General features: G+C 55.9%; 20 protein-coding genes. 10 read left to right on the forward strand and 10 right to left on the reverse strand.

The window, feature by feature from the left end; translation table 11 throughout:
- Positions 1-29: 29 nt before the first annotated feature.
- Positions 30-1,463, reverse strand: a complete 1,434-nt coding sequence (locus ACLHDD_RS07545) for an MFS transporter (RefSeq protein ID WP_427103604.1) — start codon at positions 1,461-1,463, stop codon at positions 30-32.
- Between the two features lie 125 nt (positions 1,464-1,588).
- A complete protein-coding gene (locus ACLHDD_RS07550) occupies positions 1,589-3,619 on the reverse strand; it encodes a choline transporter (protein ID WP_427103605.1) in 2,031 nt (676 codons plus the stop codon).
- A gap of 255 nt (positions 3,620-3,874) precedes the next feature.
- Here ACLHDD_RS07550 and betI point away from each other — a divergent pair, with 255 nt between their 5' ends.
- From betI to ACLHDD_RS07580, 6 genes are all read left to right on the forward strand, one after another.
- Positions 3,875-4,468, forward strand: a complete 594-nt coding sequence (gene betI / locus ACLHDD_RS07555; RefSeq protein WP_427103606.1) for a transcriptional regulator BetI — start codon at positions 3,875-3,877, stop codon at positions 4,466-4,468.
- Between the two features lie 14 nt (positions 4,469-4,482).
- Positions 4,483-5,955, forward strand: a complete 1,473-nt coding sequence (betB, locus tag ACLHDD_RS07560) for a betaine-aldehyde dehydrogenase (protein ID WP_427103607.1) — start codon at positions 4,483-4,485, stop codon at positions 5,953-5,955.
- A gap of 23 nt (positions 5,956-5,978) precedes the next feature.
- Positions 5,979-7,661, forward strand: coding sequence for a choline dehydrogenase (gene betA, locus ACLHDD_RS07565; protein WP_427103608.1), 1,683 nt, complete (start codon positions 5,979-5,981; stop codon positions 7,659-7,661).
- 754 nt (positions 7,662-8,415) lie between these two features.
- The gene (locus ACLHDD_RS07570; protein ID WP_427103609.1) at positions 8,416-9,558 is read left to right on the forward strand and encodes an acyltransferase family protein; all 1,143 of its coding nucleotides are present in this window, start codon (positions 8,416-8,418) and stop codon (positions 9,556-9,558) included.
- A 143-nt stretch (positions 9,559-9,701) separates the two neighbouring features.
- Positions 9,702-9,962 (forward strand): hypothetical protein, encoded by a 261-nt coding sequence (locus tag ACLHDD_RS07575; RefSeq protein WP_427103610.1) that lies wholly within the window; start codon positions 9,702-9,704, stop codon positions 9,960-9,962.
- 97 nt (positions 9,963-10,059) lie between these two features.
- On the forward strand, positions 10,060-10,245 hold the full coding sequence (locus tag ACLHDD_RS07580) for a hypothetical protein (RefSeq protein WP_427103611.1): 186 nt from the start codon (positions 10,060-10,062) through the stop codon (positions 10,243-10,245).
- Between the two features lie 6 nt (positions 10,246-10,251).
- On the opposite strand, the gene ACLHDD_RS07585 is transcribed toward ACLHDD_RS07580, so the two are convergent.
- The 3 genes from ACLHDD_RS07585 to adhP form a co-directional block, all read right to left on the reverse strand.
- Complete coding sequence (locus ACLHDD_RS07585; RefSeq protein ID WP_427103612.1) at positions 10,252-10,470, reverse strand: hypothetical protein; 219 nt, start codon at positions 10,468-10,470, stop codon at positions 10,252-10,254.
- A 40-nt stretch (positions 10,471-10,510) separates the two neighbouring features.
- Entirely contained in the window at positions 10,511-10,648 is a 138-nt protein-coding gene (locus ACLHDD_RS07590; RefSeq protein ID WP_427103613.1) for a hypothetical protein, read from the reverse strand.
- Between the two features lie 213 nt (positions 10,649-10,861).
- Entirely contained in the window at positions 10,862-11,884 is a 1,023-nt protein-coding gene (adhP, locus tag ACLHDD_RS07595; RefSeq protein ID WP_427103614.1) for an alcohol dehydrogenase AdhP, read from the reverse strand.
- 381 nt (positions 11,885-12,265) lie between these two features.
- On the opposite strand from adhP, the gene ACLHDD_RS07600 reads away from it, so the two are divergent.
- Positions 12,266-12,592 (forward strand): four-helix bundle copper-binding protein, encoded by a 327-nt coding sequence (locus ACLHDD_RS07600; RefSeq protein ID WP_427103615.1) that lies wholly within the window; start codon positions 12,266-12,268, stop codon positions 12,590-12,592.
- Positions 12,593-13,396: 804 nt separating this feature from the next.
- Here ACLHDD_RS07600 and ACLHDD_RS07605 read toward each other — a convergent pair.
- The 3 genes from ACLHDD_RS07605 to copC are packed head-to-tail and all read right to left on the reverse strand — an operon-like array spanning position 13,397 to position 15,029.
- Positions 13,397-13,744 carry a YebY family protein gene (locus ACLHDD_RS07605; protein ID WP_427103616.1) on the reverse strand — a complete coding sequence of 116 codons (348 nt, stop codon included), beginning with the start codon at positions 13,742-13,744 and terminating at the stop codon, positions 13,397-13,399.
- A gap of 26 nt (positions 13,745-13,770) precedes the next feature.
- Complete coding sequence (copD, locus tag ACLHDD_RS07610; RefSeq protein ID WP_427103617.1) at positions 13,771-14,646, reverse strand: copper homeostasis membrane protein CopD; 876 nt, start codon at positions 14,644-14,646, stop codon at positions 13,771-13,773.
- A 5-nt stretch (positions 14,647-14,651) separates the two neighbouring features.
- Positions 14,652-15,029, reverse strand: coding sequence for a copper homeostasis periplasmic binding protein CopC (gene copC / locus ACLHDD_RS07615; RefSeq protein WP_427103618.1), 378 nt, complete (start codon positions 15,027-15,029; stop codon positions 14,652-14,654).
- Between the two features lie 151 nt (positions 15,030-15,180).
- Here copC and ACLHDD_RS07620 point away from each other — a divergent pair, with 151 nt between their 5' ends.
- Positions 15,181-15,414 (forward strand): DNA polymerase III subunit theta, encoded by a 234-nt coding sequence (locus ACLHDD_RS07620; RefSeq protein WP_427103619.1) that lies wholly within the window; start codon positions 15,181-15,183, stop codon positions 15,412-15,414.
- On the forward strand, positions 15,411-16,082 hold the full coding sequence (exoX, locus tag ACLHDD_RS07625) for an exodeoxyribonuclease X (protein ID WP_427103620.1): 672 nt from the start codon (positions 15,411-15,413) through the stop codon (positions 16,080-16,082). The genes ACLHDD_RS07620 and exoX overlap by 4 nt, the downstream gene beginning before the upstream one ends.
- On the opposite strand, the gene ACLHDD_RS07630 is transcribed toward exoX, so the two are convergent.
- Both ACLHDD_RS07630 and ACLHDD_RS07635 read right to left on the reverse strand, forming a co-directional pair.
- Complete coding sequence (locus tag ACLHDD_RS07630) at positions 16,076-18,139, reverse strand: prolyl oligopeptidase family serine peptidase (protein ID WP_427103621.1); 2,064 nt, start codon at positions 18,137-18,139, stop codon at positions 16,076-16,078. The genes exoX and ACLHDD_RS07630 overlap by 7 nt on opposite strands.
- Before the next feature lie 125 nt (positions 18,140-18,264).
- Positions 18,265-18,921 (reverse strand): tellurite resistance TerB family protein, encoded by a 657-nt coding sequence (locus tag ACLHDD_RS07635; protein ID WP_427103622.1) that lies wholly within the window; start codon positions 18,919-18,921, stop codon positions 18,265-18,267.
- Between the two features lie 165 nt (positions 18,922-19,086).
- Between ACLHDD_RS07635 and purT the strand changes: the two genes are divergently transcribed.
- Positions 19,087-20,265 (forward strand): formate-dependent phosphoribosylglycinamide formyltransferase, encoded by a 1,179-nt coding sequence (gene purT, locus ACLHDD_RS07640; RefSeq protein WP_427103623.1) that lies wholly within the window; start codon positions 19,087-19,089, stop codon positions 20,263-20,265.
- Positions 20,266-20,293: the final 28 nt, after the last annotated feature.

The raw sequence follows: 20,293 nt of genomic DNA on the forward strand, positions 1-20,293 counted from the left end.
GTCATCCGCCGCAGGCGATCCGACCACGGCTAGCGGTGCCGCCTCTCCTCATCATCATCTACTGAGCAATTTTTTTCATCACTGACCTTATCCGCCATCAGATCATTATCAGCCAGGTCATCATCAATAAAGCCACTAATGACTGATTCATCCTCCGCGAGGGCATCATCCGCCACATCGTCCCCGCGCTCCTCTGCCGGTTCCTGCCCCCCCATCGACGCCTGGATCACCTCCTCTTCCAGCGTCGGGATCAGGGCTGCACCCAGCGGCGAGGTCGCCAGACTGTCCGGCATCACCACATGGGGCAACGGCACTTCAGTCGTGGGCAGCGGCCGCGGCGCGCGGGTGTAACTCAGTCCGCCAATCACCAGCGCGCAGAGCGCAAAGAAGAGATAGAGCATATTACTGCCAAAGGGCTGCATCAGCGCGCCGACCATCAGCGGCCCGATACTGGCCCCGATGCCAAACGCCATCAGCAGACAGGCGGTTAACGATACACGCCGTTCGGCAGCAACCTGATCGTTGGCCAGCGCCACCTGCAGCGGATAGAGCGCGAACTGCATCATGCTGGCGGCAAAGGCGATGCCGATCATCCAGTGGAAGGTCAGATGCGGCAGTACCACCAGCGGCACGCAGGCTACTGCAAACAGCATCGCGATCAGGAAGAGCAGCCGCTGGCGGTCAAAGCGGTCAGAGAGCCAGCTCAGCGGGAACTGCGACACCAGCCCGGCAAAAATTGTCAGACTCATGAAATAACCGGTCTGGCTGGTGGTAAAGCCTTTGCTGCTGGCGTAAACCGGCGCCAGGCCATAGAAAGCCCCGATCGCCATGCCGGTGACCAGCGTGGTACTCAGAAGCCGGGGAATGGTCCGCAGAAAATAGCCCAGTTCCATCGGTGCTGGCGTCATCGGCCTGACGTGGGTGCGGGTCGTCAGCGCAATGGGCACCAGACAGAGTGCGAAACAGAGCGCAACAATCAGCAGCGTGCTGACACCGAAGCCGGTCTGCAGGCTCAGCACCACCTGGCCACCGCTCAAGCCGAGATAGGTCGCGACCATATATAAACCAAAAATCATGCCGCGCTGGGAGGATTCCGCCTGGTCGTTGAGCCAGCTCTCCAGCACCATATACTGGCACATCATGCAGAGGCCGATAATCAGACGCAGAAAGACCCACAGCAGCACCACGTCCGTCAGCCCGTGACCGATCACCGAGGCCGTGATAATGCCGGCGCAGGCGACATAAGCGCGGATATGGCCGACGCGGGCGATCAGGTTATGGCCGACCTTGCCGCCAATCACCAGCCCGATGTAGTTCGCCGCAATAATGGCCCCGATCATCGCGCCGTTAACCTGCTCGCTGGCCAGCCGCAGCGACACATAGGTGGTCAGCAGACCGGAGCCGAGCAGCATCAGCAGCGTGGTGGTGTAAAGCGGCAGAAACGTACTGAATATTTTTCCCATGGGACTCCCTGTCTGCAATCACTGGCATCGAATCAGTCACGCCTGACTATAGCCGATTCCGGCTGCGCCTGAAGGCTGGCGCGGCCAAAAAAAAGCCCGCCAGTGATAAGCTGGCGGGCCCGGGGTCAGACGCTCGGGAAACTGATGTTGCTGCCCGGTGCTTCACGGTTGAGATGGATGAAGTTCAGGTGTCGTTCGTACTGGTCGAGGATATCGATGATTACCTGCTCTTTGCTGTAATCCATCAGGTCATTACCCTGACTGCCTTCCAGCAGGAAGGTTTCCAGTCGGTAGTAAGTCGACTTGCCACTGCGGGCGCGGTAGGTAAAGCCCGGAATGGAGTACTGCTGCGGCCAGACCTGATAGATAAAGTCCTGCTCTTCGCCCAGATGAACGCGCAGATCCAGATAACCGATCGGATTGGCCTCATCCGGCGCAACGCTTTCCAGCGATACCCGGCCATCACGCAGTTCCAGCTCTTTCGCCACCTCCTGCATCGCCGGGAAGATAGTTTTTTCCATCATCTGCTGAGTGTAGCGCGAGCCAGGGTAGTTCATCAGGCGCGACAGACGCTTCTTCCAGGTCAGACGGTCGGTGGCATGGGCCAGATAAGGCGCGGTGTCACGCGTGGCGCTGGCCCGGCGGTGGTCTTCAATTTTCAGCGATTTAAACAGTCCGGCCATCACGAAGAAGATCACAAAGCTGAACGGCAGCCCCATGATAACCGTGGTGTTCTGCAGGGCTGTGATCCCGTTAGTCATCAGCATACTCAGCGTCAGTACGCCAATCGCTACCGACCAGAAGATACGTAGCCAGTTAGGCGCATCGCTGTTGATGTCTTTGAGCCGCGAGGTGAAGTTACCCAGCACCAGCGAGCCGGAATCCGCCGAAGTGACATAGAAAAGCATTCCGGTGATGGTGGCAATTGAGGCGCTGAGTTTAAAGGCCGGGTACTGCGCCAGCAGGCTGTAGAAGCCGCGCTCCGCATGCGCCATCACTTCCTGCGCAAAGCCCGCGTTACCATGAATGATCTGATAGAGCGCCGCGTTACCAAACACCGACAGCCACAGCAGCGTAAAGGTGAACGGAATGATCAGGGTGCCCAGCACAAACTCACGGATGGTACGGCCACGGGAGATACGCGCCAGAAACAGGCCGACAAACGGCGACCAGGCAACCCACCAGGCCCAGAAAAAGAGTGTCCAGCTGTTCATCCACTGCGTTGGCCGGTCAAAGGCAAAGGTGTTCAGCGTCATGCCCATGAAGCGGTTGATATAGTCGCCGACGTTCAGCACCAGCGCATTCAGCAGGAACTCCGTGTTGCCGAAGAACAGCACAAACAGAATCAGGCCCAGCGCCATGATGACGTTAAGCTCGGAGAGAAAACGGATCCCCTTATCCACGCCCGAGGTCACCGAGATGGTGGCGATCACCACGGAAAGCACGATCAGTGCCGTCTGCGCCGTCAGGCCTTCCGGTACATCAAACAGCACTTTCAGGCCGTAGTTCAGCTGCACGACCCCTATCCCTAATGTGGTGGCGATACCGAAGATGGTGCCGATGACCGCGGCGATATCCACCGTATGGCCAATCGGCCCATAAATACGCTTACCAAAGATGGGATAGAGCGCCGAACGGATGGTCAGCGGAAGATTATAGCGGTAGCTGAAGTAGCCCAGCGCGATGCCCATCAGGGCATACATCGACCAGCCGGTCAGACCGTAGTGGAACAGCGTCCAGACCATCGACTGGCGGGCGGCCTCCAGGGTCTGCCCTGCGCCCTCCGGCGGCTGCATATATTGCGTCACCGGTTCGGCGACCGAGAAGAACATCAGGTCGATGCCGATCCCGGCGGCGAACAGCATTGCTGACCAGCTAAGCACGCTGAATTCGGGTTTGGAGTGCTCTGGTCCGAGTTTGATGGAGCCAAAACGTGAGCACGCCATGTAGAGCACAAAGACGATATAAAGCGTGGCAGCCAGCATGTAATACCAGCCAAAGGTGGCGGAAACCCAGTTGACCGCTTTAAGGATCCAGCTCGCGGCCACTTCACTGTAGAGAATCGTCACGAGTGAAAACGTCAGAATCAATCCGGCAGAGGTATAAAATACAACGGGATTGAGTCTGTCTTTTTCACCGGCAGGTGGATTATTCATCGATTACCTCTGGTTAATGTCCTGAAAATACGCAATGGATACGTTGTGCCGTCCCCGGTTAGCGGGCCCTACGGCTATGTTTCTATCTGTGACTTCCTGTTAAAGCATGCACCAAACAAGTCTATTTTAGCACTCAATGCCGCTTCGCTTACGCTACATTTAAAGAACAGCATCCTAACAACTTTTCTTTTTATATTGAACGTGCAATCAAAAAAAGTTTTAATAGGGGCTCGATTTGAGGGTGGAGCGGGAGCTATGCCAAAGGTAGGGATGCAGCCGATACGACGTCGGCAACTGATTGATGCGACCCTGAGCACGATTAATGAAGTCGGGATTAATGATGCCACGATTGCCCAGATCGCCCGTCGGGCGGGGGTTTCAACCGGCATCATCAGTCACTATTTCAAAGACAAGAACGGATTGCTGGAAGCCACGATGCGTGATGTCACGCGTCAGCTGCGGTTAGCGGTGCTGGCACGGTTAAAGCCACTGGCCGATGCCTCTGCAGAGCAGCGGCTGTGTGCCATCGTCGACGGTAACTTTGACGAAACCCAGGTGCACACCGCCGTGATGAAAGCCTGGCTCGACTTCTGGTCGAGCAGCATGCATCAGCCCCAGCTTAACCGCCTTGAGCGGGTCAGCAGCCGGCGGCTCTACTCCACGCTGGTGGTTGAGTTCCGGCGTGAACTGCCGCTGGAATCGGCTCGACTGGCCGCACACGGTCTGGCCGCCCTGATCGACGGTCTTTGGCTGCGCGCCGCGCTGAGTGGGAAGCCTTTCAGCCCGGTCATCGCCCGCACACTGACCACTCAATTCATCCGTCAGCAACTGGCTGGCGAGCACGAATAACGGAAGGAGAAAACATGTCCCGATTTACCGAGCAGAAACTCTACATCGATGGCGCTTATGTTGCCGCAGCGTCTGGCGAAACGTTCCAGACGATCAATCCGGTCAACGGCGACGTACTGGCAGAGGTTCATGCCGCCGGCCAGGAAGATGTCGATCGCGCCGTTGCTGCCGCCAGAAAAGGCCAGAAAATCTGGGCCGCGATGACCGCTATGGAGCGTTCGCGCATCCTGCGTCGTGCCGTGGATATTCTGCGTGAGCGTAACGACGAGCTGGCCGAGCTGGAGATGCTCGACACCGGTAAGCCTTACAGTGAAACAGCCAGCGTAGATATCGTGACCGGTGCAGACGTGCTGGAATATTACGCGGGTCTGGTTCCGGCGCTTGAAGGTCAGCAGATCCCCCTGCGTGACACCTCCTTTGTTTACACCCGTCGCGAACCGCTGGGCGTAGTCGCGGGGATTGGTGCCTGGAACTACCCGATTCAGATCGCCCTGTGGAAATCTGCGCCTGCGCTGGCGGCCGGTAACGCAATGATCTTTAAACCCAGCGAAGTGACGCCGCTCACCGCCCTGAAGCTGGCGGAAATCTACACCGAAGCGGGCCTGCCGGATGGCGTGTTTAACGTCCTGCCGGGCATGGGTTCGGTCACGGGCCAGTTACTGACAGAGCACCCTGGCATCGACAAAGTGTCATTCACCGGCGGCGTCGTCAGCGGTAAAAAAGTCATGGCCAATGCGGCCGGCTCTACGCTGAAAGAGGTCACAATGGAGCTGGGCGGCAAATCACCGCTGATTATTTTTGATGATGCCGACCTCGATCTTGCTGCCGACATCGCCATGATGGCGAATTTCTACAGCTCCGGCCAGGTCTGCACCAACGGCACCCGCGTCTTTATTCCGGCAAAACTGCAGGCTGCGTTTGAGGCGAAGATCAGCGAACGTGTGGCCCGCATTCAGGCTGGCGATCTGCGCGATCCGGCGACCAACTTCGGCCCGCTGGTCAGCTTCAGTCATCGTGACAACGTGATGCGTTACATCGAATCCGGCATTGCCGAAGGGGCGCGCGTCCTGTGCGGCGGCAAACGTCTGACCGGTGGCGATTTTGACCAGGGTGCGTGGGTTGCGCCGACCGTCTTTACCGACTGCCGCGATGAGATGAAGATCGTTCGTGAGGAGATCTTCGGACCGGTAATGTCGATCCTGAGCTACGAAAGCGAAGAGGAAGTGATCCGCCGCGCCAACAACACCGAATTCGGTCTGGCCGCGGGTCTGGTGACCCAGGATCTCAACCGGGCGCACCGTGTCATTCATCAGATTGAAGCGGGTATCTGCTGGATCAATACCTGGGGCGAATCCGCCGCAGAGATGCCGGTGGGCGGCTACAAGCATTCCGGTATCGGCCGCGAGAATGGCCTGATGACGCTACAGAGCTATACCCAGGTCAAGTCAGTTCAGGTTGAGCTGACCCGTTTTCAGTCAGTCTTTTAATCCCTTAACCTGAGGAACGACGAATGGAATATGATTACATCATTATTGGAGCCGGATCCGCAGGAAATGTGCTGGCGACCCGCCTGACCGAAGAGAGCAACGTGAGTGTCCTGTTGCTGGAAGCGGGCGGCCCGGACTACCGTTTTGATTTTCGTACCCAGATGCCTGCGGCACTGGCCTTCCCGCTTCAGGGAAAACGCTATAACTGGGCCTATGAAACCGAACCAGAGCCCTATATGAATAACCGCCGCATGGAGTGCGGTCGCGGTAAAGGCCTGGGCGGTTCATCACTGATTAACGGCATGTGTTACATCCGTGGTAACGCAATGGACCTCGATGGCTGGGCCGAGGCGCCCGGTCTGGAGCACTGGAGCTATCTGGACTGCCTGCCCTACTACCGTAAAGCGGAAACCCGTGATATCGGACCGAACGATTTCCACGGCGGCGACGGCCCGGTGTGCGTCGCGACCCCGAAAGCGGGCAACAACGTGCTGTTTGAAGCGATGATCGAAGCGGGTGTGCAGGCAGGTTATCCGCGCACGGACGACCTGAACGGCTATCAGCAGGAAGGTTTTGGTCCGATGGACCGCACCGTTACCCCGAACGGTCGTCGCTCCAGTACCGCGCGTGGCTATCTCGATATGGCGAAAGGCCGTGCGAATCTGAAGATTGTGACGCACGCGACCACCGACCGTATTGTCTTTGACGGCAAACGTGCGGTCGGCGTCGAGTATCTGCAGGGTGACAGCAACACCATCCACAAAGTGACAGCACGTCGCGAAGTCCTGCTCTGCGCCGGAGCGATCGCCTCCCCGCAGATCCTGCAACGGTCCGGCGTAGGTTCACCGGAACTGCTGAAGCAGTTTGATATCCCGCTGGTGCATGATCTGCCAGGCGTGGGTGAGAACCTGCAGGACCACCTGGAGATGTATCTGCAGTATGAGTGTAAAGAGCCGGTTTCCCTCTATCCTGCGCTGAAATGGTGGAATCAGCCGAAAATCGGTGCCGAGTGGATGTTCAACGGTACCGGCATCGGCGCCAGCAATCAGTTTGAAGCAGGTGGATTTATCCGCAGCCGCGAAGAGTTCAGCTGGCCGAATATTCAGTATCACTTCCTGCCGGTGGCGATCAACTATAACGGCTCCAACGCCGTTGATGCGCACGGTTTCCAGTGTCACGTCGGTTCAATGCGCTCGCCAAGCCGCGGTCATGTCCGCCTGAAGTCACGCGACCCGCGTCGTCATCCGGCGATTCTGTTCAACTATATGTCGCATGAGCAGGACTGGCATGAGTTCCGTGATGCCATTCGTATTACCCGCCAGATCATTAACCAGCCAGCACTGGATAAGTATCGTGGCCGTGAAATCAGTCCGGGACTGGATTGCCAGACCGACGAGCAGCTGGACGAGTTCGTGCGTAATCACGGCGAAACCGCCTATCACCCGTGCGGCACCTGCAAGATGGGTAACGACTCGATGGCCGTCGTCGATGGTGAAGGGCGTGTGCATGGCCTGCAGGGTTTACGCGTAGTAGATGCGTCGATCATGCCGCTGATCATCACCGGTAACCTTAACGCCACGACCATCATGATCGGCGAGAAAATTGCCGATATGATTCGCGGACGTGAGCCGTTGCCGCGCAGCACGGCCTCCTACCATGTCGCAGGTGACGCGCCGGTTCGCACCGCACCACAGCGCGCCGACTAAAAGCGTTACATTGTCACTTAATCACTGCCGGGCACGTTTTGCCCGGCATTTTTTTTCCCTTACATCGCCTGCCATCAGTTTCCTGTCACCAGCCCCCTGAGAATCTGTCTGACGGCTGTGATGAAAGTTTGAGGCGTCGCTGTTACTTCTGAAAGCTGGCGGACTGATGCCCCTGACTGGCGGCAATGTCTTGCTCAGGACTGGCCCCATTCATTAGCGCAGATAAAGCACGTAGCGCGCTGATTTCATCCCTGCGGCTGGCTGGTGCTGGGGATTGCGCTGGAGTCTGCCGCGAACCTATTCTTTAAATATTCTGATGGTTTCAGCAAACCGCTTCAGGGCCTGCTGTTGCCTGGCTAAGTCCAGCTGACAGTCAGTGCGCTCGCTCAGGCAGAAAAGGAAGCGATCTGTCGATCGCCTGTGCCATCGGGGACGCTTTCGGAATTATCGCTACACCTTAATCAGCATGGCTATTTTTTAATCCATACCTGCGCCCAAAAGAGTGGCCGGGCCTGGCCCTGATACTGGCCGTCATGCTCCTGCGGAAGCGGGTCTGACTGGGTTTTAAGACATGTATTCTGCTTCAGAATATGCCCTGCACATCCTTATCTTTCTGTGCTTTTTTTGTGCCATTTCGGTTGATTTCACCGCCATGTCGTGGTCGGAATTTTCTCACTTTTGTAAAGGTCCGTTTACATAACTTCCGCCTTAAGGCTTAGTGAGCGGCAGAAACGGAATGACACGAGGAAGAATTATGTCTGCCACACGCGGCTGGTCTACCGAGCTGGAGGGATTACGCGGCCTTGCCTCTCTCTGGGTGCTGGTTGGCCACATCAGCTTACTGATCCATTGCCACATCACGCTTATTTCTTCGCCTGGCATCGGGGTGGATCTGTTTATTCTGCTGTCCGGGTATCTGATGGCGAAAAACTACGTTGAGCGCCAGCAGAAAGAGCCTTGGCAGCGTGCAGAGACCATTAAAACATTCTGGATCCGCCGCTTCTTCCGTATCGCGCCGCTCTACTATCTGCTGTTAATTATCGCTCTGATTTACGGCCCGTGGTTTGGCGAGATGCGCGACACCATTGCCCATTTTTATTCCGGCACCGCCACCGAATCGTCGCGTTACAGTGACCAGTCACTGGCGAATATCCTGACCCACTTCAGTTTCCTGTTTGGCCTGCTGCCGCAATATGGCTTTAACACCGTGCTGCCTGACTGGAGCATCGGGCTGGAGATGCAGTTCTATCTGCTGTTCCCGTTTATCATGCTGATCACGCTGCGCCTGGGTTATGCCGCCTCGCTGATCGGCATCATGGCGCTCTGCTGCGCCGGACGTTATCTGCTCGCGGATTATTATGAGGCGTTCGCGATGCCTTCAATGATTCTGATAAAACTGCACATGTTCCTTGCCGGGATGCTGCTGGCGGAGGCCGTGCGCCGGAAATTGTTGTTCTACGTCGCCTTTGCGCTGCTCGGTCCGGTCGCCAGCGTGGCAATGGGGATGGGCGTGATTAAACTGCAGGTGATTATGGAAGCGCTGATGATTGTCGGGATGGCGGCGATCCTGTGGCAGTACCCGCAGGGCAGCCTGATGGCAACACTTATCACTCTGCCGCGTAAGCTGCTGAACAACCGTCTCAGCACCTGGCTGGGCGACGTGTCGTTCTCAGTCTATCTGCTGCACCTGCTGATTGTGATCCCCGTGATTGCGCAGCTGCTCAATCACACAGACATTGAAATGAAGAGCGATATGACGCGCTTCCTGATTGTCTGCGTTTCCACGATTCCGCTGACCTATGCACTGGCTTCTGTGCTTTATCAATATGTTGAGAAGCCGGGCATCCGCATGGGTAAGCGCGTGCTGAAGCCGAAACTGACTGAACAGACACAGTAAGATAAAGCAGACACGGTTTAACTAAGCCCCCCGTGGGGCTTTTTTTATGGCCACGGTTCATCACTTCCCCTGAACGGAAACCCGCATCCCTGCTGCGGTGAACTACACTTTTCCGGTTAGCAATCTGACCCAGAGGAGAGAACATGAGCATTCAGCATCTGCTGTTGTCGAGTGACGGTGGCGCGGTGATCGTTGACGCAGAACAACTTGAAAGTGAACTGGTGATTCCGCCCCATCTGCAGACTCCGGGTGGCGGTGAAGCCGACAGTAAGACCGGCCATCGGGTAACGGTCACAAAGCACTACTGTAAAGGACGATACTATGCCGTTGCCCTCGATCGCCATGCGGCCAGCAATGAAATAGATGATGTGATCGACCTGCTGCACCCTGCTCCGCTGGATTAGCTTTCGTCAGACAGACGCCATGCCGTTTCTGCTGCCGCCAGCGGAAATCCGGGCAATGCCGGAATACGGCCTCACCTTTAAGCAGAGGATAGATAGTATGGAAAAGAAGAAGTGGTTTGTTTCCTATGTGATTAAGCCCGAGGGCGAAAACCATGTCACGACACACGCCTTTATGGAGGGCGACAATGTGGAAGAGGCGCTGGAAACCTTTATGTTTGAGACGAAAAAGAGTCTGTCACTGGATACCGAAGAGCTGACGCTGCTTTCGGTCAGTCTGGTGTAAATACTTTCAACCTCGCGATGGCGGGGTTTTTACTTTTTGGTGGCAGGAATAAAAAGAGTAACGGGCTAATCGTGCAGGCATCGCCCCTGCCTGTCGATAGAGCGCATAACGATATCCTGTTTCATATTTCGCACGCTCTGCTGTTCTGCTGTTCTGCTGTTCTGCTGTTCTGCTGTTCTGCTGTTCTGCTGTAAAGCCTCGCATGAAACGGGCAAAAGTGATCATTATATTTATGTGTTAATGGTTTCCCTGGTGCCGCATTCAGTTACTTACTGGGATAAGGCCAGGCATGATCCAGACCAGCTGAAGACATCAGACCGGTGATTGCCAGATACGCCAGAATCAGAACAAACAGCACAACGGCTGCAATTTCAATGGTTTTAAAGAAATGATGCTTCGCCATAAATAACCCTCTTCACTCTGTGTGTAATCAGACTCCCTCTTTAAGTTAGAATGTTACCGGTAAAGTTCAAGTGAAAATCACATCATGAAACATAAAGCCGGGCTGATTGATCTTTATGCGTAAAGGAATGACGCGCGTCAGAAAGGAAAGTGCGGGACAATCAGGCACAAAAATGCCCGCAACAGGCGGGCATCGGCCTTTGACAGCAGGGGTTTACTCTTCTGCCTGACCGCTAAAATCGATCACCATCCTGCCGCGGATTTTTCCCTGAATCATCTCATCGAAGATGGTATTAATCTCACCAATCTTCCTTTTTGTTACTTTAGGCACCACCTTGCCTTCTGCAGCAAACTGGAATGCTTCCGCCAGATCGTTACGCGTGCCGACCAGCGATCCCACTACCTGAATCCCGTCGAGAACCAGACGTGGGATATTCAGGCTCATCGCTTCCGGTGGCAGTCCGACAGCGACAACCCGTCCGCCTGCTCTGACGGCATCCACCGCTGAGTTGAAGGCCGCTTTGGCCACGGCCGTGACCAGGGCCGCATGCGCCCCACCCGTTTTTTCCTGAATAAAGCGCGCCGCATCTTCACTGGCCGAGTTAACGACCAGGTCGGCTCCCATCTCTTTCGCCAATGCCAGCTGCCCGTCACTGACGTCAATGGCAATGACCTTCGCGTTAAAAACGTTTTTTGCATATTGCAGTGCAAGGTTGCCCAGCCCGCCCAGACCATAAATGGCCAGCCACTGACCCGGTTTTACCTCAGAGACCTTCACCGCCTTATAGGTGGTGACACCGGCACAGGTCACGCTACTTGCAGCGTAGGGATCGAGACCTTCAGGCACTTTGACGGAGTAGTCGGCCACGACGATGCACGCTTCCGCCATACCGCCATCCACCGTGTAACCGGCATTGACGACATCCCGACAGAGCGTCTCATTTCCGGAGTTGCAATATTCGCAGTGCCCGCAGCCTTTGAAGAACCAGGCGACACTGGCCCGGTCACCCGGTTTCAGGGAGGTTACATCGGGCGCGACTTCTTCAACGATACCGATCCCTTCATGACCCAGAGTCACGCCGGTTTTGTCACCGAAATCACCGTTTTTCACATGTAAATCGGTATGGCATACGCCGCAGCATTCCATCCTGAGCCGGGCCTCACCGGTTTTGAGAGGACGCAGCGTCTTCTCAACTACCTCAACCTGATGTTCACTATTAGCAATTGCCGCTTTCATAAACGTTCCTCCATTTGATTGAAGAGTAAGAATAAGCCAGACGGAGGTGATGGCAAGATGACAGACAGGCAGTGGAGTCGGTGCCTGCGATGTTGATTTTGCTTTTGCGAGCTGGGTAGGATTTTTACCCTGCGCTACGAATGTTCACCCTGCCCCGCGTCACTAAGCTTTCATCAGAATGTTCGCCCGGAAAGCGCATTCGCGTGAACTCAGGTGCCCTCTCTTTGAAATTGGTATTGTCTGATGCAGCACAGCGCCTGTCATTAAGGGAGAAAGTATCGTCTAAGCGAAGTGCTGCAATATTTAGCAACGAATCAGATGGTTGCATAAATCAGCATCTTTTCCAGGCTTAAAAGGTCAACCCTAATCGAGGAAAACACTATGTCAGAAGCGTTGAAAAAATGTATAGAGGCCTGCTATTTATGCGCTGCGGCCTGTGACAACTGTGCGGCGTCATGCCTTGAAGAGGACGACCTGGATATGATGCGGGATTGTATCCGGACGGATATTCAGTGTGCCAGTCTCTGCCGGTTAGCAGCGCAGTTTATGACGTTAAAAAGTGAGCACGCGAAAAAAGTCTGCCTGTTGTGTGCTGAATTATGTCAGGAGTGTGGGGATGTGTGCGCCCGGCATAAGCATGATCATTGCCAGCAATGTGCGAAAGCCTGCCACCACTGTGCAGAGCAGTGCCGCAAGATGGCTGCCTGATAGTGGATTAAATAGCCCGCTTTGGCGGGCTGTATTAATCGTTATGGTGTGAAAATATTGTTTATCATGTCGCCAGAAACAGATCTAGTGATGCTGGCTAATAGTTTAAAACACATTATTTAACAGTATGTTAATTAGAAATTATCGTTTGAATGGCGGCGACTCCCGAGGAGACACCAGACTTTGAGTGGGTATAATGAGTTACCAGGCTCTTTATTCAACGAACGCTGAACCCATGATTATCCTCAAGGTGTCCGCATAACTTAAATAAGTAACACTATGCTTTACTTAAGCCACATATCTTCTGTTTTCTATCGACAGGAAAATTTGCAAAAGCGCATGAGGTGATCGAAAAAAGTCTGACACTAAAACCCTGACACGTCAGCTAATAACAGGACCTGTCAGCCGTTTATATGAGGCAGAAAATGGAAAATATTTTAACAACGGCCCTGCAAACCTTTTAGTGAATAGAAAGTCTCGGATCACACGATCAGAAATATGTGATGGTATAGATTGAATAGGGTGGCTTCAGGAAATTCCGTTACCGCTAACAACAGCTATTTATAAATCAAGGGATCAAAAAAAGACCGAATACGATTCCTGTATTCGGTCCAGGGAAATGGCTCTCAGGGAGCCGTGCGCTAAAAGTTGGCATTTATGAAGGCGGTGACGCCTTGCCACTTAAGGTTAGATCAGCGCGGGGGAAATGCCAGTAAGCGGAGGGCCAGGGGCCATAAACCGGATCAGTTTGTGATCGCAACGGCAAAAAAGGTCAGGCGCAGCGGGCTGCCGCACCCGATAGATCTATTTACCGCACAATGCCTGGGTGCGCTCGATGATCGGCTGCAGGCTCATCATCTGGCCCGGATGCGCTTTATCTTCGCTCTGGATCACACTGATTGGCTGCGCCTTCACCTGTTTGTTCTTAAATAGCTGGTCTGCGATATCGTTTAACGGATATTGCATCAGGGTGCTCGGGTTGATGGCAAACAGCGCCCCATCTTTCTCGCAGGTCAGCATGACCTCTTCACGATTGAAGGGCCACTTGTCCTTGCCAATCTCAAAGCGGCTGACGGTAATGATTTGTGCCGCCAGCGCCTGGCCGCAGAGGGATAACAACAGCATGGCGGGAACCACTTTCTTCAGCAACATAACTACCCTTTTCTTTCTTAACGATTTCAGGCTGGCGACAGCGTGGCAAAGACGCTGACCAGCCCAACCACTCCGCACGCCAGCAGCAGTTCAAGCTGCGTCATGCGAATAAATTTTTGCTGTGTGCCGCTGCCCGCCCGGCGAAAGCGCGGAACCAGCCAGTAGCGATTAATCAGTGCCACGCCGACCATCAGGGCAACCAGCAGCACTTTATACAGCAGCAACTCAATATAGCGCGAATTCTGCCAGGCCAGCGGCCAGCCCGCGATCATCAGACTGTTGATGACCCCGCTCAGCAACGTCAGCGCGACCGCAAGGTGCCCGTAGCGTGAAAACCGCATCATAGTGCGGATGGCATCAGTGCGGCGATCGATCTGACGTGCCTCGCGCATCAGCAGTAACAGGGGCGGTAATCCTCCTGCCCAGAACGCTGACGCAATCAGATGCAGCGCATGGTTGCACTGCTGCAGTACGCCTGGCCAGCCATCACGCATCGCGGCATGCCCAATCATCGCCATCGCGACCAGTTGCAGCACGCCCGCCAGCAATAGCAGTTGAGAGCGAACGCTGCAGGTCACGAACAGCGCGCCAGCGGCCAGCAGACTGAACAGAATCTCACCCTGCCAGACCGTACCAAAATGCGTGCTCAGTACCGCCAGCCAGATATCGGCGTCGGCCAGATGTGTGCTGTCACCGCTCATCAGCACAGTCTGACTGCTCAGCATCGCCAGCGCTGTGAGCAGCGCCAGCCAGACACTTCCCTTCATCAGCGGAAAAAGTCGCTGCGTCAGCTGCGGGCGATAACGCCGGGGCGCCAGCAGCGCGCTGTAGCAGGCACTGCCCGTCATCAGCATCACGGCGGCGAAGTGCAACGCCCGCAACATTATCCAGAGGGTGGTCACCCGCGTTACTTCACGCTGAAACGATAGTGTCCTGACGTTTTGTGTCCATCGACCGACAGGACATGCCAGTTAACCTGATAGTTACCTGCCTTCAGCGGCTGCGGCAGGCCCACAATCAGCTGTTTTTTCTGGTCAGCGGCCACGCGGGCTTTATCAGTGGTAATGGGCTTCTGATGGCTGTCCACCAGCGTCACGCCGCTGAAAGCGGCTTCAATATCTTCGCTGAAATCCAGCGTCAGCGCATCGGGAGAGGATGTAACCTGTGCGTTGTCAGCAGGCACCGAGGCGTGAAGATGTGCGTGCGCGGCAGCCAGTGAGCTGAATGCCATTGTGCCGGCGGCCACCAGCGCAATAACCACACGAGAAATAGGTTTTTTCTGCATAAGATCATCCTGTTAACTGCCGCCGGGGCGACAAACAAGGCAAAAGGATACGCCGCTGTATTTGCACTGTCGAGGCCAGCAATGCGATCCTTTATTCTTGATTCAGACCGGCGAAAACATTACTTTTGCCCGCTATCCTCAGGAGAATATTATGAGCCATAACCTTGCCCGACTGACCCCGGAAGAGAAAGACAGGATTAATGTCGACCTGGCGGCCGCGGGCGTGGCGTTTAAAGAGCGCTATAACATGCCGGTAGTTGCCGAAATGGTCGTGCAGGAACAGCCAGAAGCACTGCGTGACTGGTTCCGTCAGCGTCTGATGCACTACCGCCAGGCGTCACTCAGCCTGTCACGCCTGCCTTACGAACCGAAGATGAAATCATGATGTTCCGCGTTATCGATACCGAAACCTGCGGCCTGCAGGGCGGCGTGGTCGAAGTCGCCTCCGTGGATGTGGTGGACGGTCAGATTGTTAATCCTATGAGCGATCTTATTCTGCCTGACCGCCCCATCAGCCGTCAGGCGATGGCAGTCCATCGCATCACCGAAGCGATGGTGGCGGGTAAACCGACCATTGAAGAGGCGATCCCGCGCTATTACGGTAGTGCGTTTTATGTGGCGCATAACGCCAGCTTTGACCGGCGGATGCTGCCGGAAATGTTCGGCGAATGGATCTGTACAATGCAGCTGGCGCGTCAGCTCTGGCCGGGCATTAAGTATGGCAACCAGGCGCTGCGTCATTCACTGAAGCTGGATGTGACGCCGCCTGCCGACCTGCACGCCCACCGCGCGCTCTATGACTGTTATGTCACAGCCGCGCTGCTCATCCGCATCATGGAAACTTCGGGCTGGAGCGCGTCCGAAATGATCGTCCGTTCACAGCCGGCAGCCCAGCGCGACGACATCCTGCCGTTCGGCAAGTATCGCGGCCAGGCCATTGCGGTGATAGCCCGTAAAGATCCGGGCTACCTGAAGTGGGTACTGGATAATGTCAGCGATTTGCGCCCGCCATTGCGACAGGCGCTGCGAAAATACCTGAGCGAGCTTCAGTAATCCTGAGCTGGCGGCAATGAGCCCTGCGCCAGCCCCAGCAGGAAGGTATATTCCATCGCAATTCCCTCATAGGCTTTGTAGCGCCCCGACTTACCGCCGTGTCCGGCATCCATATCGGTGCAGAGCAGCAGCAGGTTGTTATCCGTTTTCAGCGATCTCAATTTCGCCACCCATTTGGCTGGTTCCCAGTACTGCACCTGCGAATCGTGCAGTCCGGTGGTGACCAGCAGATGGGGATAGGCTTTTGCCTCCACATTGTCATAAGGGCTGTACTGGCGGATGTAGCGATAATAGTCTGGATCGTTGGGATTGCCCCACTCGTCATATTCGCCGGTCGTCAGCGGGATCGACTCATCGAGCATCGTTGTCACCACATCCACAAACGGCACCTGCGCCACGACACCGTGAAACAGCTGCGGTGCAAGGTTAATCACCGCGCCCATTAACAGGCCGCCTGCGCTGCCGCCCATCGCGTAGAGCCGTTCCGGGTGGCCGAAGCCGCGTGCCACCAGCGCCTCTGTTACCTCAGTAAAATCGGTGAAGCTGTTCATTTTATTCAGCAGGCGGCCACCGTCATACCATTGCTGTCCCAGCTCACCACCGCCACGGACCTGAATCAGCGCATAGACAAAACCGCGATCCAGCAGGCTCAGGCGGCTGACGCTGAAATCGGCGTCCATGCTGCTACCGTAAGCGCCGTAGCCATAGACCAGCATCGGGTTCTGACCCGGCTGATAATGCTTGCGGTGATAGACCAGCGACACCGGGACTTCGGTGCCGTCACTGACTTTAATCCAGTGATGCTCGCTTTTGTAATCATCTGCGTTGAAGCCCTTTACCGCACTCTGTTTCAGGATACGTCGTTCGCCAGTGTCCATATCCAGCTCAAACAGCGTGGTCGGTGTCGTCATGGATGAATAGCCGTAACGCAGTTTGCTGGTGCGCGGCGAAGGGTTATAGGCCAGCCAGGTGACATAGGTCGGATCGTCAAAGGCAATACCGCTGGTTTCGCCAGTCGCCCAGTTTATCTGCCGCAGGCTGGTTAAGCCCCGCTGACGCTCCTCCACTACCAGCCAGTCGCGGAACAGCTGAAAATCTTCCATCACCACTGATTCCCGTGCCGGAATCAGCGTCTCCCAGCGCGTCTCATCCAGATAGCGGCTGCGATAGAGCCCGAAGTTTTTGCCTTCCCGGTTAGAGCGAATATAAAACTGATGATCATAATGGTCGATGCTGTACTCATGGTCGCGGCGGCGCGGCAGAAAGACATGCGGCTGCGCATCAGGAAAATTCGCGTCGATCAGCTGAATTTCGCTGGTGTTGGTACTGTAGAGCGCGATCATGATGAACTGTTTTGAGGTACTTTTGTGCACGCTGAGATGGTAAGTGTCATCCAGCTCTTCATAGACCAGCTGGTCATCTGACTGCGGCGTGCCCAGCTCATGGCGCCAGACCTGATAGGAGAGCAGCGTCTGCGGATGCTTGCGCACATAGTAGACGGTGCGCGAGTCGTTGCCCCAGGCAAAGCTGGAAGAAGCGTTGCTCAGCACTTCAGGATACCAGCTGCCGCTCTCAAGGTTGCGGAACCGGATGCCATACTGACGTCGCGACAGGAAGTCTTCCGCCAGCGCCATCAACCGGTTGTCCGGGCTGATATGCAGTGCGCCCATGGTGTAGAACTCGCTGTGAGAAGCACGCTGGTTGGCGTCCAGCAGCAGGCTCCACTCCCCGGATTCATCACTGTCGGCAGGCTGGCGGTAATAGGCCGGATATTCGTTGCCGCTCTGATAACGGCTCTGATAGCGGTAGCCATTTTTGATATAAGGCACCGAGTGATCTTCAGGCGGCAGCCGATCGATAATCTCTTTTAACACCCGCTCCTGCAGCGGCTGCTGTGATGCCATGATCTTTTTGCCGTAGTTGTTCTCGGCACGCAGATAATCAAGGACTTCGCTGTTTTCACGTTTGTCGTCGCGCAGCCAGTAATAGTTGTCAACGCGCGTCTCGCCATGCAGCGTCATCTCATGAGGAATTTTTTTTGCGATGGGGGCTTTCATCCATCTCTCTCCGTGAACGTCATGATCTGTAAGCGTAACACTTCAGCCGCCGGAAGCCAGAGATGGGTTTAACGGGTTCCGCTGACAGGGGGGTAACCTGCCCTGCCAGCGGCGTGTTAAAAAGATTAACCGGCGGAAAGCCGGGCTTTTTCTGCATTAAGGTCCTGCTGAATGCCGTCGCGGACATCCTGTGGGATTTTCAGCGCGTCGCCCAGCGCAGAGAGGTAGCTGCGCTCCATAAAGTGATCGATGTCGATAGCCGCGCAGCTCAGGAAGTAGAGTTCCAGCGCCTCCTCCTCATTTCTGACATCGGCGGCCAGCCACTGTGGATCGAGCGGGCGGTTCATCGCCTTCTGAATCAGCTGCTCCGCATCCTGACCGTAGCCGGACTGATGAATATTCTGTTCAATAGCAGCACGCTCCTGATCGTCGATATGCCCGTCGCTTTTGGCGGCAAAGACCAGCGCCGTCACCAGGCGTTCAGCGCGCTTGTCTGTCGGCGTCTGCGCCACGCCAAAGTCAGGCTCATTCTGATGCGCTTCGCTGACCCGCTGTTTATATTTGCTCCACAGTACCGCGCCTGCCGCCGCTCCACCGCCGATGATCAGCGCTTTGCCGCCATATTTCGTCAGTAGTTTGCGCGACGATTTACTGGCGATCAGCATCCCGGCCAGACCGCCCAGTGCGCCGGGCGCGAGCATATCGCTTAAGCTGCCGCCTGCTTTACCCTCACCCCCCTTTTTCGCCAGTACGGACTGAATCTGTTGCAACCAGTTAGTCATCATTCACTCCTTTTACCGTATCAGCCTGCTATCCTGGCGAAACGGATGTCAGGAAACGTCAGAGCGGGAAAAGTAAGGCAAACGGCAGCGTAACGGAGAGGAAAGATGAGAACGCAAACGTTTTCGTTTATACTGCGGCCGAATTCTGACTGCTTAGGTGAATGTATGACAACTCTCGGAACCGCGCTGCGCCCGGCAGCGACGCGCGTGATGTTATTGGGTTCAGGTGAACTGGGAAAAGAGGTGGCGCTGGAGTGTCAGCGTCTGGGTGTGGAGGTGATCGCGGTGGATCGTTACGCCGATGCCCCAGCGATGCACGTCGCACATCGCAGCCATGTGATTAACATGCTGGATGGTGCAGCTCTGGCCGCGCTGATCGCAGAAGAAAAGCCAGACTTTGTTGTACCAGAAATCGAGGCGATCGCTACCGATACGCTGGTTGAGCTTGAGCAGCAGGGTCAGCGTGTCGTGCCGACTGCCCGCGCCGCCCGGCTCACTATGAATCGCGAAGGCATCCGTCGTCTGGCCGCCGAAGAGTTATCCCTGCCGACCTCCCGCTACCGCTTTGCCGACAGCAAGGCGAGCTTCGATGATGCCGCCGCTGAGATTGGCTTCCCCTGCATCGTGAAGCCGGTCATGAGTTCTTCCGGTAAAGGTCAGAGCTTTATCCGTGACGCCAGCCAGCTTAATCAGGCCTGGGACTATGCGCAACAGGGCGGCCGCGCCGGTGCCGGTCGCGTCATTGTGGAAGGCGTGGTGAATTTTGACTTCGAGATCACCCTGCTGACGATCAGCGCCGTTGATGGCATCCATTTCTGTGCGCCGATTGGCCACCGCCAGGAAGATGGGGACTATCGTGAATCCTGGCAGCCGCAGCAGATGAGCGATGTGGCGCTGCAGCGGGCGCAGGATGTGGCCGCGCAGGTGGTGAAGGCGCTCGGTGGCTATGGGCTGTTTGGCGTTGAGCTGTTTGTCTGCGGGGATGAGGTGGTCTTCAGCGAAGTCTCGCCGCGTCCTCACGACACCGGCATGGTCACGCTGATCTCACAGGATCTGTCAGAGTTTGCGCTGCACGTGCGGGCTTTTCTCGGTCTGCCGATTGGCGGGATCCGCCAGTATGGTCCCTCTGCGTCCGCCGTGATCCTGCCGCAACTGACCAGCCAGAATGTGCAGTTTGCAAATATTGAAGCGGCGCTGGGTGCGGGTCTGCAACTGCGCCTGTTCGGCAAGCCGGAGATTAGCGGGCAGCGGCGGCTGGGCGTCGCGCTGGCCAGCGGTGACAGTACGACTCAGGCGATTGCGCGGGCGGTTGCCAGCGCCAATGCCGTCACCGTCCAGGGGTGAACGCAGGCGGTGAGCAGACGCTCACCGC

The sequence above is a fragment of the Pantoea sp. NSTU24 genome (assembly GCF_050157905.1).
Classification (GTDB): Bacteria; Pseudomonadota; Gammaproteobacteria; order Enterobacterales; family Enterobacteriaceae; genus Pantoea.